Genomic DNA, 17,889 nt, shown 5'->3' on the forward strand with positions numbered 1-17,889 from the left:
CCACGGTGTAAACAGAGAATGCTCTGCTATGCTCTACTTTCGTTTGTTTTTCGCAACTTCGGAGAGCCGGGTGGTTGAAGATTTTACACGACAGACCGATTTCCTGTAGCAACCCGATATCGAGCGAATGTGGTTCTACCAAAAAATGGGGTAATATGCACCCCTCCCTCATCTGACGCTCGTGATCATCCCCATATCTAAAGCCAGAGGTTTTCTCGCTCTCAAAGATATAACTCGCCAAATTTACGCTTGAGATATCGAACATAGGGATCAATGGAGAGAGAAGAACCTGTCGCCCGTTTGGTCAACTCCTCGGTTGTAAATTTGGAGCCATGACGGTAAATATTTTCTGTCAACCATCCTCTTAATGCAGTAAACTCTCCTTGCCGGATCTGGTCAGGAATCTCCGGATGAGTGTTTAACGCTGCATCATAATATTGCGCACTCAAAATATTTCCGATGGTATACCCTTGAAACACACCGCCAATCGTATCGGCGTGCCAGTGGACATCCTGTAGGACTCCATCCCGGTCATCGGGTGGTGTGACCCCCAAATCGGATGTATATCGCTCTCGCCATGCTTCCGGTAAATCCTTGACGGCCAGTTTTCCTTCCAAAAGCGCCAGCTCCAGATCAAACCGAATCATCACATGCAGATTATAGGTTAATTCGTCGGCATCGGTACGGATCAGAGAAGGCTGAACCTTATTGATCGCCCGATGGAAGGTATCCAGCGATACATCCTTCAACTGTTCCGGGAACCTTCTCTGCAACTTTGGATAAAAATGCTCCCAAAACGGACGACTGCGTCCTACAATGTTTTCCCACAGACGGGACTGGCTTTCATGTACCCCGGAAGAGGTTCCCCCTGCCAGTGGTGTACCTTCATACTCCATGCGAATTCCTTGTTCGTACATGGCATGACCTGCTTCATGAATGGAACTGAACAATGCTTCACTCAAATCATTTTCCTTGAAGCGGGTGGTAATGCGGACATCTCCAAGGGAAAACTTCGTCATAAAAGGATGATGGGTTTTATCTTGCCGTCCCCGGTTAAAATCATAACCCAGCGCTTCCATCACTTGGACTCCAAATGACCATTGATCCTTTTCCGGGTAGTGCTGTTTCAGTACAGAATCATCCACTGGCGGTTGTTCTGTCACAGCTTGAACCAAAGGAACCAGCTCTTTGCGAAGATCCGCAAACAATTTTCTTAAGGTGGAAGCTTTCATGCCTTCATCGGAGTAATCAATCAAGGGGTCCGCTATATGTTCATAACCCGGAAAGTAATCCGCCAACTTCCGACTGTACTCCAAGGTCTTTTCCAGATAAGGCTGAACCATGGAGAAATCGTTTGCCGGTCGCGCTTCTGTCCATACATGATACGTTTTTGCTTTATGTGTGGAAAATTCAGCCATAAAGGAGGCAGGTACACGGGAAGCCTTTTCAAACTTGCGGCGTGCCACCCGAATCAGACTGGCATCATCCGACGTATCAGGCAGACTTTCTTCATAGGGAACCAATGCATCCAACAACCGACCCATCTTGGGATCCACCATTTTCTCATGGGCCAGTTTCTCCAACATCGCCAACTGACGTCCCCGTGCCGAAACGCCTCCCTTTGGCATATATGTAGATTGATCCCAATGCAGGAGTGCCGCCACATGTTCCAAATCATATACTTCCGATAACAGCGCTTTCAATTCGTTCAATTTCTCTTCCATTTGAAACCCCCTCCAAAAGTTCTAAAGGTTTCCCTCTGATTTCATCTTACGCTTCATAAAGAGGAATCACAATTATTTCTACGATTTCCGATTCTTCAGATAAAAAGTAAGATGGAACGGTTGTACCGTTCCGAGGTTCATGAGGACAATTTCCGTCTCCGCTTCTTTTCTCCAGCAAAGAATAATTCCGCTTCCCCCTCCGCTGGATCGTCGGAAAAGGATGCTCCACCGGAAATCCCCCTCTTTTCTAATATTCCCTTTGTCAGCAGTCCTGGATCGGTTGTACCGTTCCTTTTTCCATGGCGTAAACTCAGACCTGTTCCATCAATTCCTGTAGCGTCGTTGCCGGTGTCTTACAGGCGTAATTTTCACAAACATAGGCGGTCGCCCGTCCATCTGCCGGCTGCTGTTCAGCCACGAAGGGAACCAGCTGCGTCAACTCTTCCCCTTCTCCTTCGGGATTGAACAGCAACACGGCTTCAGGCATAAATTTTTTCTGTACATAACGAAGCATCCCTTCCGTCTCCCGTTCCCCCGACGGACCAGCAATCACAATCTCTTTCGGCTTTCCCTGAAAAAACTGCACCGCCGTCAGAAAGAAACTGAAAGCCATCGGTGCACGGCTGACCGATCCGGCAAATGCCTGGATCTGCCGATCCGCTTCGTCCCGCAGTTCCGGGTCCCCTGTGATTCGGGCCAAACGGGCCAGATTAAGGGAGGCGACAGAGTTTCCGGATGGAGTGGCGCCATCATAAATCTCCTTGGTCCGAGTCAGAAGTGCCTCTCCATCTTTCCCTGTAAAATACAACCCGCCTTCTTCTTGATCAGCGAAAAGATCCAGCATGTCATGGGTAAGCTCCAGAGCTGACCGCAGATATGTAGGACGGAAGGTGGCTTCATACAGTTCAATCAATCCCCAAACGAGAAAGGCATAATCATCTACATATCCCAAGATCCCTGCTTCTCCATCCCGATAGCGGGCCAGTAATCGCCCCTTCTCGTTTCGAAGCTTGGTCAGGATAAACTCAGCAGCCTTTTCCGCCGCCTGGGCATACTTCTCTTCTCCCAAAACGCGTGCCCCTTTGCCCAGAGCGGCAATCATCAAACCATTCCAGGACGTGAGGATCTTATCATCCTTATGGGGATGAACACGCCCTTCCCGCGCTTGAAACAGCTTCTGTCTGGATTCCTCCAACCGCTTTTGAAGCTCTGTTTCCGACAATTCCTTTCGGGAAGCGAATCCCTCCAACGATTGGTCGATCCGATTGGGAATGCTCTTTTTCTTCTCAAAGTTACCATGCGGTGTAATATCATAATACTCACAGAAAAGGGTTCCCTCTTCTTCTCCAAGAACGTCTTTCACTTCTTCCGGCGTCCAGACATAAAACTTTCCTTCCTCCCCCTCGGAATCGGCATCCTCAGCAGAGTAAAATCCCCCCTCCGATGAAGTCATATCCCGAAGGACATAGGTGAAAATCTCCCTGGCCGTAATCGCATAGCTCTCATCATTTGTCGCCTGATACGCCTCCAGATAGGCAACCGCAAGCATCGCATTGTCATACAGCATTTTTTCAAAATGGGGAACCAACCATTGCTTATCTACCGAATACCGCGCAAAGCCGTATCCGATATGGTCATAGATTCCACCCCGTCGCATGGCATCCAATGTATGCTCCACCATGGACAGAGCAAACGGCTCATCCTGTTCCTTCCAGTATCGGAGGAGAAACAGAAAATCATGGGGCCGCGGAAACTTGGGTGCCTGACCGAACCCGCCGTATTGGGGGTCATAGGAGGACTTGAACTGGCGATATGCCTCCATCTGTTCCTCCTGGGCAATCTCGCCGGACTCCGTGACCTTCAACTGGGTTTGCACCGCGCGGGTAATCTTCTTCCCAACATCCAATACCTTTTCCCGCTCATCCTTCCAGGTTTGCGCCACCTGCTCCAAAATATCCATTAAACCCGGCCGTCCCTGAACCGCTTTTTTGGGATAATAGGTTCCCGCAAAGAAGGGCTCTTTTTCAGGCGTCATTATCACTGTCAATGGCCACCCACCATGCCCCGTCAACGCCTGACAGACCGTCATATAAATATGATCCACATCCGGGCGCTCTTCCCGGTCCACTTTAATGGAGACAAATTCACGGTTTAATAAATGAGCCACCTCATCATCCTCAAACGATTCCCGTTCCATCACATGACACCAATGGCACGTGGAATACCCGATACTGAGAAAAATCGGTTTATCCTCCTGTTTCGCCTTCTCAAACGCCGCCTCATCCCACGGATACCAATCCACCGGGTTATGGGCATGTTGAAGCAAATACGGCGACTTTTCCTGAATCAGTCGATTCGGCTCACTCATGCGACCACCTCCTGACCTGTTCTATTGGTACATCTTAACATGTAGCCTATCCAAAAAACGACCTTCTCTTTCTTTTCCTTCGTAACGATTTCCCCTCCAAATCAATGAACATTCCTTCAACACTGCTATAATTATCAATAACACTCAAAGGTGGTGGACGATGCTACACTGTACACCATGATGCACATCCTCGGATCCAACCTCTCATTTTAGTTTTGAGAGTGCACTCCGATATTACTTGGGAGAGGCGCGCTATGAAAAATAAACTTTTTTCCTTTTTCATTACCTGGGCATTGTTTATGCTTTTTTACATAGGTGTTTCAATATGGGCTTTTCTAGCAGGCTCCACTGAGTGGATCGATCTCATTGGAATCCCCCTGATTGTTGGAGTATATAGCGGAACCGTTCTTGCTTTGGTTGGGATTCCGACGTCAATATTCAAGCTGGATCACCAAATACCTTCCCTTTCGACCGATTTGGGCTCTTTTCATTCATTCGGGGGTAGGGTTTGGTGGTTATTTTCTTCTATCTGGTGGTGATTCCGCCAGTTATGGTTTGATTTTAGGAACACTCTTTTGGATTGCAGACGAGTATCTCAAGTATAGAGATGAGGGTAAAAAAAGCGCGTTCCCATTCCTGAAAATGAACAACAAAAGGACATCCCATTCGTCGAATGTCCCTTTTGGATTGAACGATTTAGAACTCAATCCCTTTTACCGCCGGGATTCCCTCGTCATAATAATGTTTCACCGGGTTCATTTCGGTAATCAGGTCGGCGTGCTCCATGATTTCCGGTCTGGCGGAACGTCCGGTGAACACCAGGTGCATGGAAGGTGGGCGGTTTTGAATCAAATGAATCACTTCTTTTAAAGGAAGCACATCATCTATGGGAAATTTGTCAATCGCAAGCGCATTATTTATTTCATCCAGAATCACTACATCATAGTTCCCTGAAGAAACGTTTTCCTTTGTAAACGCCCATGCCTTTTCTAATGCATCCCGATGTTCGGTCGGGGTTTTGGTCCAGGTAAAACCCATTCCCTTTTGATGCATTTCGATCCCGATCCGATCAAACATGATTTTCTCGCCATATGTTCGCTGGGGTGATTTGATAAATTGGATGATTAATACCTTTTTCCCTCTTCCGGCGGCCCGCAACGCCAGACCCATTGCAGCCGTCGTTTTTCCCTTTCCGTCACCGGTATATACCAGGAAAAGACCGCGGTCTTTTTCAGCACGATTCATAAAACTCCCTCTCCTTCTCATTTTTCTTTAAACTTTTCCGGATAAAAATGTTTGGCCAGAGTCTCCAATGTGTCGGGTGCCCGTATTCCCGGTGCACCGGCGGAGAGCGGCAAGACAACGAAACGTTCATTTTTGATCGCATCCACATCCGCCAAAGCTGGATGATTTAACAGAATGTTTCTTTTTTGAGAAACCGTAACGTCACCATAATCCATGATGACAATCATTTCCGGATTCCGATCCACAACCGCTTCCCAATTCACTTCCGTCCAATTTTTCTCGATGTCCGAAAAAATGTTTTCACCGCCGGCCAATGTAATCAAATGGGACAGAAAATTTCCACCCGCGGTAAAGGGAGCCGTTTCTCCGCTGTCATAAACAAAAACACGAATCGGCTGATCCACTTCGCCCACTTTTGATTGGGTTTGTTTCATTTCTTTTTTCATGGAATGAATGAGGTCATCTGCTTTGGACTCAACACGGAAAATGCGTCCAATGTTGGATATGCCCTGAAACACGTCTTCCACAGTGGGGTTGGTTACATTGGATGCCTGATGCAGATAGGCATGGATTCCGAACGATTTCAACTCTTTCATGGTTCCCACATGATCCTCGCGAAACGCACTTTTCCACCCGGCATAAGCAAAATCCGGTTCTACGCTTAAAAATACTTCCTGACTTGGGTACTGATCGGACAGAACAGGAACTTGCTTATACCCTTCCTGTAATTCCGGAAGAACCTGATCATCAAGATAGGCCGTCCCAACCATGGAATCTTCCAATCCCAGTGCCAACATCATTTCCGTTGTATGTTGGTTTAAAGCAACAGCCCGCTCCGGAGCTTTTTCAAACGCAAGGGAACGACCGAGATTTTTCACCTTCACCACTCGATTTTTTGAAACTTCACCTTCCGCTTTTTCTGCACCATTGCTGCATGACAGCAATACGGCTGCAACAAAAAAGACTGCTGACCATGCGCATCCATTCAAAAAGATTCGTTTTGCACCCATTCTTTCTCCTCCCGAAATTTCCCCTTTATTTGCTGATGGGCCGCTTTTGTTTTTCCGGCAATACCCGATCGGACAGGTAGGTGATATGCACTTTTTCCGTCAATGGATGAATAAATATATCGGTGGATACATGAAACACGTCCCTTAAAAGGTCTTCTGTCAAAATGTCTTCCGGTTTCCCTGAGGCCACAATCTTGCCTGAATCGATCACATAAAGGCGATCACAATAATAGGCCGCCAGGTTCAGATCATGTAATGCAGCCAAAACCGTTACATTCAATGTTTTCACCAAATCCATCAATTGGATTTGATGATGTACATCAAGGTGATTGGTCGGTTCATCCAAAACGAGGATCTTTGTTTGTTGTGCAAGGGCCCTGGCAATCATGACCCGCTGCTTTTCTCCACCGGAAAGTGACATAAAACTTCGGTCCCGAAATTCCAGCATGCCAACCTGGGATAAGGCTCTCTCCATCATTTCCATATCTTCCGCCGTATCGGATTCCAAGAAATGCTTCTGCGGAAAGCGCCCCATCAACACCATTTCTTTCACTGTAAAATCAAAAACGACTGGGGATTCCTGGCTGACAACCGCCATCTTACGCGCTGTTTTCTTGGCGGATAACCGATAGACCTCCTGATGATCCAGTGTAATCAAACCTGCGTCAGGTTTAAGAATACGGTAAACACTTTTTAGCAATGTGGACTTGCCGCTTCCATTCGGTCCGATCAATCCGACAAATTCAGAAGGATTGACATGCAAATCAATATCCTGAATAATCGTTTTGTTTTCGATGCTGGAAGAAACGTTTTGCGCCTTTAATATCATTTTAGTTCACCTCCCCAAATGAATAGGAACGCCGGCGCATGAGCCAAATAAAAAACGGCCCGCCGCATAATGCTGTGACAATCCCAATCGGCAATTCTTGAGGTGCCACCACAAGCCTTGCACAGACATCCGCCCAAACCATAAAAATCGCTCCACACAATGCACTGACGGGCAGAACATACCGATGATCCGATCCGACGATCAAGCGGACCACATGAGGCACCATCAGACCGACAAATCCAATCGCACCGCTTACGGCAACGATCACTCCCGTTATTAAAGCAGTAAGTAAAATGAGAAACTTGCGAAACCACTCAATATGGATTCCCAACGTGGCCGCTGTTTTTTCGCCAATCAACAGAATATTCAATGAGCGCGATTGAAAAGAGAGAACCATCATTCCTGAGACAACCGTTATGGCCGGTATGAAAAGATAATCCCACTTCGCTCCGGCTAGACTTCCCATCATCCAAAACATGACGGCGCGAATTCCTTCTTCTTGCGGTGCAGACATGATCATAAAGCTTGTCACCGCAGATAAAATCATGGACACAGCAATCCCTGCCAACACCAATCGTACGTTGGAAATCCTTCCCCCGACCCGTGAAGTAAACAAAACGAACAAAACAGCGAACAAGGCACCCAAAAAAGCGGTGAATGACAATGCATACTGTCCAAAAAAACCAAAAGCGCCAAAAATGATCACGGAAACGGCGCCCACGGATGCCCCGGATGATACGCCCAAAATATACGGATCGGCAAGGGGATTCCGAACCAGTGCCTGAATCGCCACACCGACCACAGCCAACCCCATGCCAACAACGGCACCGAGCAAGACACGGGGAAAGCGGATATCCCAAATAATATGTCCTTGGGATTTCGTCCAATCTGGAATGATCAAATCTCCCAACCATGGCACATTGGAAAATGCGATCTTCCAAATCACTTCCGGTTCCACAGACACCGGTCCCAACATAATGCCGAATGTGACAGAAATGAATAATAGGATCACAAGCACGAATAAAACAGCTGTCCTCATTTCTCTCCCCTCGCCTACTCATTTTTCACGTTAAATTCAAAACCCTGTCCTCACTTTCCTGAAACCACTTTATTTTCTCTCGCAAATGTACGACTTCCCCCACACAGACTATTGCAGGATGCGTGATCCCAGCCGCCTTTACTTTTTCTTCGATACTGGTTAAATCCCCGACTACGGTTCGCTGCCGCTCGGTTGTTCCCCATTGAATGACAGCTACAGATGTATGCTGGCTTTTCCCGTTCTTGATCAACTGACTGCAAATGTAAGATAGATTGCCGACACCCATATAAAAAACAATCGTATCACTACCTTTGGCAAGGGCATCCCAATTCAAATGATCCTGCCCTTTTTCCTTTCTGCCGTGTCCCGTAACGATCGTAAACGAAGAAGCATGATTGCGATGCGTCACAGGGATTCCGGCGTACGCGGGGACGGCAATGCCGGAGGTCACACCGGGAACAATCTCGTAAGGAATCCCATTCTGCGCGAGAATATCAGCCTCTTCCCCTCCGCGGCCAAACACAAATGGATCTCCACCTTTTAACCGTGTGATCACCTTTCCTTTTTTTGCCTGTTCGATTAACAGGCTGTTGATTTTTTCCTGGATCAGGGCATGCTTACCGGGCAGCTTCCCGCAATAAACCCGTTCCGCATCTTCTCGCGCGTAATCCAGAAGTTCTATGTTAACAAGACGGTCATAGGCGATGACATCCGATTTTCTGATACATTCCATTCCATATACGGTCATTAACCTCGCATCTCCCGGTCCTGCTCCCACAAGATAAACCTTGCCTCCGCTCATGTCCGTATCACCCTTCGGGTTCATTTCTTTTTTCCTGATTCGATACGCCAGCTGAAGCGAACGTAGCCATTTCGCTCACCATTAAAGAAGCGGATTCCAAGATCGGGAAGGCAACAGCTGCTCCGCTTCCTTCTCCCAATCTCAATCCCAAATCGAGAAGGGGCTTTTTCTCCAATAATTGAATCGCTGTTCCGTGACCCGTTTCCGCGGAGCGGTGACCAACCATCATATAATCGGTGGCTCTGTCTGAAATCTTTTTTGCAATCAATGCTGCGGTTGTACAGATAAATCCATCGATCAGTATCGGGATTCGGTTCGTTGTAGCAGCAAGCATCGCACCAGCCATACCCGCGATTTCCAGTCCTCCCAGTTTTGCGAGCACATCAATCGGATCGCTTCGATCGGGATTCCTTTCAGAAAGCGCTTTTTCTATGACCTGCCGTTTATAAAGGACTTTTTCACGGGAGATCCCGGACCCTTGTCCAATAAGCGTTGAGATATCCTTTCCGCTGATGGCGGCCAAAATCGCACTGCTGGCTGTCGTGTTGCCGATTCCCATTTCCCCTGGAATCAGGGTCTTTATCCCTTGGTGGATGAATTCTTCCGCTTGTTTATAACCGGTTTCAACTGCTTGCAAAGCTTCATGATGTGTCATCGCATCTTCTTGAATAAAATTGGCCGTTCCATACCGTATTTTTTTTCGGATCAGACCTTCTCCATCAACATCGGATGCAACACCGATATCCACAATGTGAAGCCGTGCTCCAATCCGGTTGCTGAAAACATTGATGGCAGCCCCACCGTTCAAAAAGTTTTGCACCATCTGAGCGGTCACTTCCTGCGGAAACGCGGAAACGCCTTCAACCGCCACGCCATGATCGGCGGCAAACACAAGGACTCCGGGCGGAGTAACAACAGGAAATGGATCGGCGGTGATTTCAGCCAACTGAACTGCCAGTGCTTCAAGGCGACCGAGGCTGCCTGACGGTTTCGTTAACGTTTCAATATAGTCACGTGTGGTACAACCCGTCTCAAGATCCAATGCCGGGATCGATAAGGTTGGCAAAACGGGCATCATTCCGGAACTCCTTTTATTTGAAATTCATTCATTTTCCAATGGATCTGATCCAACTTGACATGCTCTCTCACATGATCCGCGAGTCTGTCAAAGGCGGATTCTCTTAATTGGTGAAAGGAAACCCGTCCCTTTATTTCGTCCAAACCTTTTTGCTTTCGTATCCGGTTTAATAACATTTCCCTGAATAAGTCATTATGAAAAATTCCATGAAAGTACGTCCCAATCACACGTTCATCTTCACTTTTACATCCTTCTTCATGGTTTTTCGTTTGGATCAGACGTTCAAAAGAACCTTCAAACAACGATTGCCCCATATGGATTTCATATCCGGTAACGGGAATCGAACATTGTGCAAAGTTCATGGTCCCTTGAGACAGGACCGTCGTTTTTCTCTGTGTAATCGTCGTTCTTAAACGCAGGAACCCAAGACCGGTTTCATAGTGATTGGAAGATTCCATTTCATGCGGATCGGAAACGGAAAGACCAAGCATTTGAAAGCCGCCACAAATACCAAAAATCATGGTCTTGGTACGGCGATTCAGCCACTCCAGTTTTTCCGCGATTCCGCTTTTCTTTAAAAACATCAAATCTTGAAGGGTGCTTTTGCTTCCCGGTAAAATGACAAGATCGGGGGTTCCCAGTTGTTCCGCCTTTGTGATCCATCGAACGTTGCAATCGGGCTCTGCAAAGAATGGATCGATATCGGTGAAGTTGGAGATTCTCGGATAACGGATCACGGCAATGTCGATATCTTTTGTATGATGTTGGCTGGATGGATATCGGTCCAAAACCACCGAGTCCTCCGCTTCAATATTGAGATTGGACAGATGCGGAACTACACCGAACACCGGTTTTCCCGTATATTCCTCAAACCAGGTCAAGCCCGGTTGCAACAGTTGAACATCACCGCGAAACTTATTGATGATTACACCGATCACCCGTTGACGGTCTTCCGGGGAAAGAAGCTGCAAAGTACCTACTAAGCTGGCAAATACACCCCCCTTTTCAATATCACCAATCAGAATCACCGGAGCATTGGCCATTCTTGCAATCCGCATATTCACAAGCTCCCGGTCACTGAGGTTGATTTCAGCCGGACTTCCCGCTCCCTCGATCACCATTCGTTCATATGTACCGGACAGCGAAGTGATCGCTTCTTCAATGATTCTCAATCCGGTATCAAAAAATTCTTTCCGATAGGTTCCCGCACTCATATTTTTATACGGCTTCCCGTGTACTACGATTTGCGATTCGTTGTCCCCGGTCGGTTTAATCAATATCGGATTCATATCGGTGGTGGCGATCACCCCGGCGGCATCTGCCTGAACACCCTGAGCGCGCCCGATTTCTTTTCCATCGATGGTGATGTAGGAGTTGAGCGCCATATTTTGAGATTTAAACGGTGTCGTATGATAGCCGTCCTGTGTAAAAATCCGGCAAAAAGCGGTCACTAACACGCTTTTTCCGACATCGGAATGGGTTCCCTGAATCATAAGAGGAAGTGCTTTAGACACGGGCTTTTGTCTCCTTTAATTTGTCTATCCAGTTTGCAACCATCTCCGGAGCGGACGCGAAGTGAAAATGTATATAGCCGGCAATTAAATTGAACGCCATATACCCTTCCTTTTTCGTACCACGGATGCCTTTTGTCTCGTATGCGTAAGGAATCTCTTCGTCCGTTTGGAAGATGGAGTAATGAAATTCATGCCCCCTGGCTTTCATGCCGTTTTCTAAAAGAAAATTCCCGTTTTGACCTGTCACCTCACGGTAGCCTAGTGCTACCCGTTCTTTCTTCATTTTCACTTTTCCGGGAATCACACCCGCCATCTGATAGTGCTTGTGATCGGTTGTTTCCAATTCCTCGGTCAGGTACATAAATCCCCCGCATTCCGCAAGGGTGGGCATGCCCTTTCGCACCGCATCCCGAATGGACTTTTTCACGTCATGGGCTTTCGCCAGTTCGCCTGCAAATTCTTCCGGAAACCCGCCACCGAGATACAACCCGTCCACATTTTCCGGGAGCACTTCACCGGCCAAAGGAGAAAAGTAGACAAGATCCGCACCGTTCGCTTCAAGGAGTTCCATATTTTCCGGGTAATAAAAGTTAAATGCAGCATCCTTTGCCACCGCGATGCGAACATGGGCCTTCGGTTTTCGCTCAAATAAGGATGAAGTCAGATCCCTTTTCAAAGGGGTTGCCTCGGAAAGCTTGACGAATTGTTCGATGTCCAACGTTTCAAGCACCAATTCTCCCAAACGATCGAAAAACGGATTCAGTTCTCCTCTTTCAATGGAAGGGATAAGTCCAAGATGCCGTTCCGGAATCTCAATATCCATCTCCCGCTTCAAATAACCGATGACCGGAATGTTGCATTCTTGTTCAACAGCCGTCTTCACCAGTTTAAAATGCCCTTCGCTGCCAACACGGTTGGCAATCACACCCACAATATTTTGGCCATCGGCGAAGGATTGAAACCCTTTGACGATCGCTGCCGCACTTCGTGCCATACTTGCACAGTTGACAACCAGCAGCACCGGGCTGTCGATGATCCTGCTGATTTCAGCCGTACTGCCTTCATTCGTTTTTGGATTCTTCCCGTCAAAAAAACCCATGACGCCTTCAATGATGGAAATATCACTGCCCTTTTTTCCCCGCACAAAAATCTCTTTCACTGTTTCTTCACTTAACATCCAACTGTCCAGATTACGGGATTCTCTGCGGGTTACAGCGGTATGATAGGTTGGATCAATATAGTCCGGTCCGCATTTGAATCCCTGCACGTTAAACCCTTTTTTACAAAGGGCCGCCATTAAGCCGATGGTGAATGTTGTTTTTCCAACACCACTTCCGGTTCCGGCGATGACCATTCTTCGTTCTGCCATATCTGCCACCTCACCGTTTGCATCCAAATCGAAATCTATGTTTCACAGGGGATCACCGCAACGGAAATCGTCACATTGCCTGATTTCTTTTTCACGAGTGCCAGCTCATCTGCTCCGCTGTATAAACGGGCGGCCGGTTCACTCACACCATAGGCTCCTGTATATTTGTACACTGTATCTGAAGGTTCTTCTATTTCCACCGTGTTCAACGTTTCCGGCGCGTAACAGGTAAACTCCCAACCATACTTTTTGGCCGTCTCAATCAGTCCTTCTTCATCTTTCTTTAAATCAATGGTACAGATGGCTTTTACGCTTTTGATAGAAAGATTCAATTCATCCAAGGTCTCTTTGATCACGGACTCGATTTCAGCACCCGACGTTCCCCGGTTACAACCCATTCCAAGTACAATCACTTTGGGACGGTAAAGAACACCATTTTCCAAAATGGGCGCTTCTTTCTCTGTTAAATTTCGATGCGTGACCACAAGTGCCGCATCGGGCGAGGCATGGATGGCCTCTTCAATGGAGGCGTACATTTTGATATTTTCAGGCATTGGACGGTCATATTCCCACCAATCTTTTTCGCCCGATTCCTGGATGATCGCAATCTTTTCTTCATTGACGACAGAAGCACTGACTGAGACCAGATTCTCCGGAGAGTCCCACACCCAGCCGAAACGTTTCCCGAAAAGGTCCACCGGAATCGTTTGCCGCACTTCCGAAGCGGTCGTGATCACCGGACGGGCTCCAAGTGCAGCGGCCACTTCTTTTGTCAGTTCATTGGCTCCCCCCAAATGCCCGGAAAGCACGCTGATCGCATGTTCCTTGTTGTCATCCACAACCACCACGCCCGGATCGGTTTTTTTATCTTTTAGAAGGGGCGCGACCAACCGGACAACGGCCCCGATGGATACGACCATCACAATCCCTTTGTAGGAATGGAAGACGGAGGGAAGCACATCACGAATACTGCCTTCATACATTTGTATCCCCCGTTTTGCTTCATCCCCCTTTTCAAATTTTTTCGGATAAATGACATCCATGTTTTGAAACGATGCACTCAGGCTTCTGGCGATGTCTACACCATGCTTTGTAATCGCAGCAACGGCATAGGGATTTCGGGTCATGCTTTCACACCCTTCCGGAAGCCGTGCGTAAAGGTTTTGTCATAAAGCTTTGAACGATAATCCTTATGATGAATCTCTTCATCCAGTGCCCACCCCGCCAGGATCATCACCTGCTTACGCATTCCCTGTTTGTGCATCTGTTCATCCAAGTGTTCAAGTGTGGTGCGCAAAATTTTCTGGTCCGGCCACGTGGCCTTGTACACCGCAGCTACGGGTGTATCTTTACTCCAGCCAGCATCCAAAAACGCATGAACTGCCTTTTTTGTCAAGGTCGCACTTAAAAACAGAGCCACCGTACAATGATGCTTCGCCAAATCTTTCAGTTTTTCAGCCTCCGGAACGGACGTGCGTCCTTCAGCTCTTGTCAGGATGACGGTCTGGGTCAAATCAGGAATCGTCAGTTCTGCTCCCAACACGGCTGCAGAGGCAAAAACAGAGCTGACGCCCGGAATGATTTCCACTTCAATGCCCCTTTCTTTCAAAAGAGCCATTTGTTCCATGATGGCACCGTAAACCGCAGGATCGCCGGTATGCACACGCACCACCTTTTTCCCCTTTTCCACGCTGTCCACCATCCGATCCACCATTTCTTCCAGGTGCATGCCGGCTGTTTTGACCACTTGCGCTTCCGGTTTGACATGTTTGAATAAATCTTCACTGACAAGCGAATCTGTATACATGATGACATCTGCTTCTCCCAGAAGCTTGAACCCTTTCACCGTGATTAAATCCGGGTCTCCTGGTCCGGCACCAATAATCGTTACCTTCCTCATTTTCGCACCACCATTAACGTTAGATATTCCAATTCCGCACGGTCCAGCTCCTGAATATCCCAAACGACTTCTTCGTCTGACGTTGCTTTTGTTACAACAGAAGTTTTGTCCAGCAAATCTTTTTCCCGAAGAATCGCCAGCATCAGATCCATCACCTTGGCCACTTTCAGAAAAAGGATGCAATCATTTTCCTCGATCACTTTTTTCATCATTTGATAATCATCCCTGGCCGGCACGATCGCGATATGATCATCCCCTTCGGCAAGGGGAATGCCAAGCCTTGATGCAACGCCGTTGATCGAGGAGATGCCGGGAACCGTTTGAATCTCAACTTCCGGATGCCGCCGTTTCATAAGGTTCATCAGATGGATAAACGTGCTGTACAGAAGCGGGTCCCCTTCTGTAACGAAAGCGACATCTTTTCCTTGCTCCAACTTTCCCCAAACCGTTTCCACCGTTTTCAACCATTCCCGCTCCAAAATGTCCGGATCTTTGGTCATGGGAAACACGAGACCCAGCATCTCTTTTTCCCCAGGTTTCAAATAAACATCCACAATTCGATGAGCATAGCTTTTACTTCCTCTTCTTCTTTTCGGATAGGCAATTACCGGTGCATCTTTCAATTTGCGAAAGGCTTTGACGGTGATCAGTTCCGGGTCCCCCGGTCCAACCCCCAACCCGTATAATGTTCCGATCATGTTATTCTCCTTTCCTACGCTCCGCTGTGATGATAAAAATCGGATTTAATGCGTCAAATCTTGTTAAATTCAATATCGGTTTGCTTCTTGAGATTTGGGCAAGCGTCATCTCTGTCTCAAACCCTTTCGCCTGAAACCGTTCCATCGCCTCTGTCAGGTTTTCAATCGTGACTGCATTAAAGATAATGCGACCGCCTTTTTTTAGGCGTGAACAACATACATCAAGGATGGCTTCCATTCCGCCAGCGGTTCCACCGATAAATACAGCATCCGGATCCGGAAATTGATCCAAATGGTCCGGTGCTTTTCCATGTATCAGGGTGATATCAGCGCGGAATTTGGCCATGTTTTTATAGCCGTTTTCGATATCATGACTGTTTTTTTCAATCGCATAAACCGCCCCTTCCCGCGCCAACTTGGCTGCTTCGATCGCCACCGATCCAGTACATGTGCCGATATCCCATACAGTACTGTCTTTCTTTAAACGTAAGGCACTCAAGCTTAATGTACGAATCTCTTTTTTGGTGAGTAATCCTTTTTCCGGTTTTCTTTGGTGAAATTCATGGTCATCAATGCCAAACGTCCATTCCGGACCGGAAGATACCTTCTTCAGAATTACAATATTTAACGGTGAAAATTCCGTTTTCGCCATTTCTTTCAACTCATACCAACCGCAACGCTCATTTTCGCCGCCAAGATTCTCCGCCACAAACGCCCGGTACTCTGTCATACCAAAGGAGAGTAAATAGTCGGCGATTTTTTGGGGACTGTTTTCCTTATCGGTCAAAAGGGCAACCTTTGATCGGCCGTCGATCCGTTGGGCCAACCCTTTCATACTGCGTCCGTGAACACTGGTAAAATACGCGTCCTGCCAACGTTCTTGCATTCTGGCAAAGGCAAGCTGAACAGAGCTTAGATAGGGGTAAATTTCAAGGTCCATCTTAGTTGATAAATAACTTCCGATCCCGTAAAACAACGGATCCCCCGATGACAGCACCACGACTTGTCTTGTTTCTTGCGTCAGTTGATCAACGAGAGAACGAAGCCCCCCTTTAATCACCACCTTTTCTCCCTGATAATCGGAAAAAAAGGACAGCTGCCGTTCTCCGCCAACCAGGACATCACTCTCATCAATCCATTTTTCATACAAGGGTAATAAACTCCGCTTTCCTTCATCCCCAATGCCGATCATTTTAATCTTCTGTGCCATGTCTTACCGCCTTTCCCAAAAACGTCCCTTTTAACGTATATAGGCTTGTCTCAATTTCCAATCCGCCCCCTGTTTCTTGAAGCGCGGATCGGCAGCAACGATCACATATTTTTTCGAAGAAAGTGTTGTATCCGTGTTCCAAAATGAATTGACCTGCCTGTGTGGCAGTATTTGCCTGTCGCACCTCTTCCAACAGCGTCCCTTGGACGCCCGCTTCCTCGGCCACATTCGCGATGAAATCAAAGTCAACCGGCGCACTTTTGGAGTGAACGTTCATGATCCCCTGAGCCACTTTTGAAAATTTGCCCATCATTCCAACCATCGACACTTTTCTGATCCCTTTGCGTTTGCATTGCTTTAAGGTGAAACCGACAAAATCACCCATCTCAATAAATGCTTCTTTGGGAAGATGCGGATATTGCTCAATCCCATACTTTTCACTGCGCCCTCCTGTTGTGATCACAACATGGTCACAACCACTCTGTTTGGCTACTTCTATTGCGTAAGCAATGCTCGCTTTATAGGCGGAAGTGGAAAATGGAACCACAATTCCACGGGTGCCCAGAATGGAAATGCCCCCCACAATACCGAGGCGACCATTTAATGTTTTCTTCGCTATTTCTTCGCCGTCAGGAACTGAAATGACGATTTTAATTCCTTTGTCAACACTGTATTGCTCCAGTACCTCCTTGGCCACTTGGTGAATCATTCTTCTGGGCACGGGATTGATTGCCGCCTGACCAACGGGAACAGGCAATCCTTCCTTTGTCACCCGTCCAACACCAACGCCGCCGTCCAATGTAATTCCAGGTGTATGAGACCATGTCACCGTGGATCGGATCAGTGCTCCATGGGTTGCATCCGGATCATCACCGCCATCTTTAATCACCCCGGTCACCGCTGTATCACCGGTACATTCACAGCTTTCCATTTGAAAGGTGACAAATTGACCCACCGGAAGATAGATGGTTGCCTCGGTTTGCTCTTCACCGGTAATCAGTGCTGTCAAAGCCGCTTTCGTGGCGGCTGTTGCGTTCGCACCTGTGGTATATCCATGCCTAAGATCCTTGGGATCTTTCACCTTCGTTTTGCTTTTCATCGTT

16 protein-coding genes are annotated in these 17,889 nt (G+C 47.5%); all 16 read right to left on the reverse strand.

From position 1 onward, the window contains the following. Positions 1-221 precede the first annotated feature (221 nt). The 16 genes from FN782_RS14630 to FN782_RS14705 all read right to left on the reverse strand — a co-directional run bounded on the left by FN782_RS14630 (position 222) and on the right by FN782_RS14705 (position 17,885). The gene (locus tag FN782_RS14630; protein WP_142506541.1) at positions 222-1,724 is read right to left on the reverse strand and encodes a carboxypeptidase M32; all 1,503 of its coding nucleotides are present in this window, start codon (positions 1,722-1,724) and stop codon (positions 222-224) included. A 46-nt stretch (positions 1,725-1,770) separates the two neighbouring features. Beyond that, positions 1,771-1,953, reverse strand: a complete 183-nt coding sequence (locus FN782_RS14635) for a hypothetical protein (protein WP_142506542.1) — start codon at positions 1,951-1,953, stop codon at positions 1,771-1,773. 81 nt (positions 1,954-2,034) lie between these two features. Next, positions 2,035-4,092: a thioredoxin domain-containing protein gene (locus FN782_RS14640; protein ID WP_142506543.1), complete on the reverse strand. Its 2,058-nt coding sequence runs from the start codon at positions 4,090-4,092 to the stop codon at positions 2,035-2,037. A 696-nt stretch (positions 4,093-4,788) separates the two neighbouring features. Continuing rightward, positions 4,789-5,337 (reverse strand): cob(I)yrinic acid a,c-diamide adenosyltransferase, encoded by a 549-nt coding sequence (cobO, locus tag FN782_RS14645; RefSeq protein ID WP_142506544.1) that lies wholly within the window; start codon positions 5,335-5,337, stop codon positions 4,789-4,791. A 17-nt stretch (positions 5,338-5,354) separates the two neighbouring features. Continuing rightward, positions 5,355-6,347 (reverse strand): ABC transporter substrate-binding protein, encoded by a 993-nt coding sequence (locus FN782_RS14650; RefSeq protein WP_142506545.1) that lies wholly within the window; start codon positions 6,345-6,347, stop codon positions 5,355-5,357. Between the two features lie 25 nt (positions 6,348-6,372). Further along, positions 6,373-7,176, reverse strand: a complete 804-nt coding sequence (locus tag FN782_RS14655) for an ABC transporter ATP-binding protein (protein ID WP_142506546.1) — start codon at positions 7,174-7,176, stop codon at positions 6,373-6,375. 1 nt (position 7,177) lies between these two features. Next, complete coding sequence (locus tag FN782_RS14660) at positions 7,178-8,215, reverse strand: FecCD family ABC transporter permease (RefSeq protein ID WP_142506547.1); 1,038 nt, start codon at positions 8,213-8,215, stop codon at positions 7,178-7,180. 25 nt (positions 8,216-8,240) lie between these two features. Continuing rightward, the gene (cobA, locus tag FN782_RS14665) at positions 8,241-9,017 is read right to left on the reverse strand and encodes a uroporphyrinogen-III C-methyltransferase (RefSeq protein ID WP_142506548.1); all 777 of its coding nucleotides are present in this window, start codon (positions 9,015-9,017) and stop codon (positions 8,241-8,243) included. 7 nt (positions 9,018-9,024) lie between these two features. Further along, positions 9,025-10,092, reverse strand: coding sequence for a nicotinate-nucleotide--dimethylbenzimidazole phosphoribosyltransferase (cobT, locus tag FN782_RS14670; protein ID WP_425462718.1), 1,068 nt, complete (start codon positions 10,090-10,092; stop codon positions 9,025-9,027). After that, the gene (locus FN782_RS14675) at positions 10,092-11,609 is read right to left on the reverse strand and encodes a cobyric acid synthase (protein WP_142506550.1); all 1,518 of its coding nucleotides are present in this window, start codon (positions 11,607-11,609) and stop codon (positions 10,092-10,094) included. Before FN782_RS14675 ends, cobT begins: the two co-directional genes overlap by 1 nt. Continuing rightward, on the reverse strand, positions 11,602-12,978 hold the full coding sequence (locus tag FN782_RS14680; RefSeq protein WP_142506551.1) for a cobyrinic acid a,c-diamide synthase CobB: 1,377 nt from the start codon (positions 12,976-12,978) through the stop codon (positions 11,602-11,604). Before FN782_RS14680 ends, FN782_RS14675 begins: the two co-directional genes overlap by 8 nt. 35 nt (positions 12,979-13,013) lie before the next feature. After that, positions 13,014-14,105, reverse strand: a complete 1,092-nt coding sequence (locus FN782_RS14685) for a cobalt-precorrin 5A hydrolase (RefSeq protein ID WP_142506552.1) — start codon at positions 14,103-14,105, stop codon at positions 13,014-13,016. Next, positions 14,102-14,878 (reverse strand): precorrin-4 C(11)-methyltransferase, encoded by a 777-nt coding sequence (cobM, locus tag FN782_RS14690; RefSeq protein WP_142506553.1) that lies wholly within the window; start codon positions 14,876-14,878, stop codon positions 14,102-14,104. Before cobM ends, FN782_RS14685 begins: the two co-directional genes overlap by 4 nt. Beyond that, positions 14,875-15,576, reverse strand: a complete 702-nt coding sequence (cobI, locus tag FN782_RS14695) for a precorrin-2 C(20)-methyltransferase (protein WP_142506554.1) — start codon at positions 15,574-15,576, stop codon at positions 14,875-14,877. Before cobI ends, cobM begins: the two co-directional genes overlap by 4 nt. A gap of 1 nt (position 15,577) precedes the next feature. Beyond that, complete coding sequence (gene cbiE / locus FN782_RS14700; RefSeq protein ID WP_142506555.1) at positions 15,578-16,786, reverse strand: precorrin-6y C5,15-methyltransferase (decarboxylating) subunit CbiE; 1,209 nt, start codon at positions 16,784-16,786, stop codon at positions 15,578-15,580. After that, positions 16,770-17,885, reverse strand: a complete 1,116-nt coding sequence (locus FN782_RS14705) for a cobalt-precorrin-5B (C(1))-methyltransferase (RefSeq protein ID WP_185956344.1) — start codon at positions 17,883-17,885, stop codon at positions 16,770-16,772. Before FN782_RS14705 ends, cbiE begins: the two co-directional genes overlap by 17 nt. Between the last annotated feature and the right edge of the window lie 4 nt (positions 17,886-17,889).

It is taken from the genome of Melghirimyces algeriensis (assembly GCF_900182565.1).
GTDB classification, from domain to species: domain Bacteria; phylum Bacillota; class Bacilli; order Thermoactinomycetales; family DSM-45169; genus Melghirimyces; species Melghirimyces algeriensis.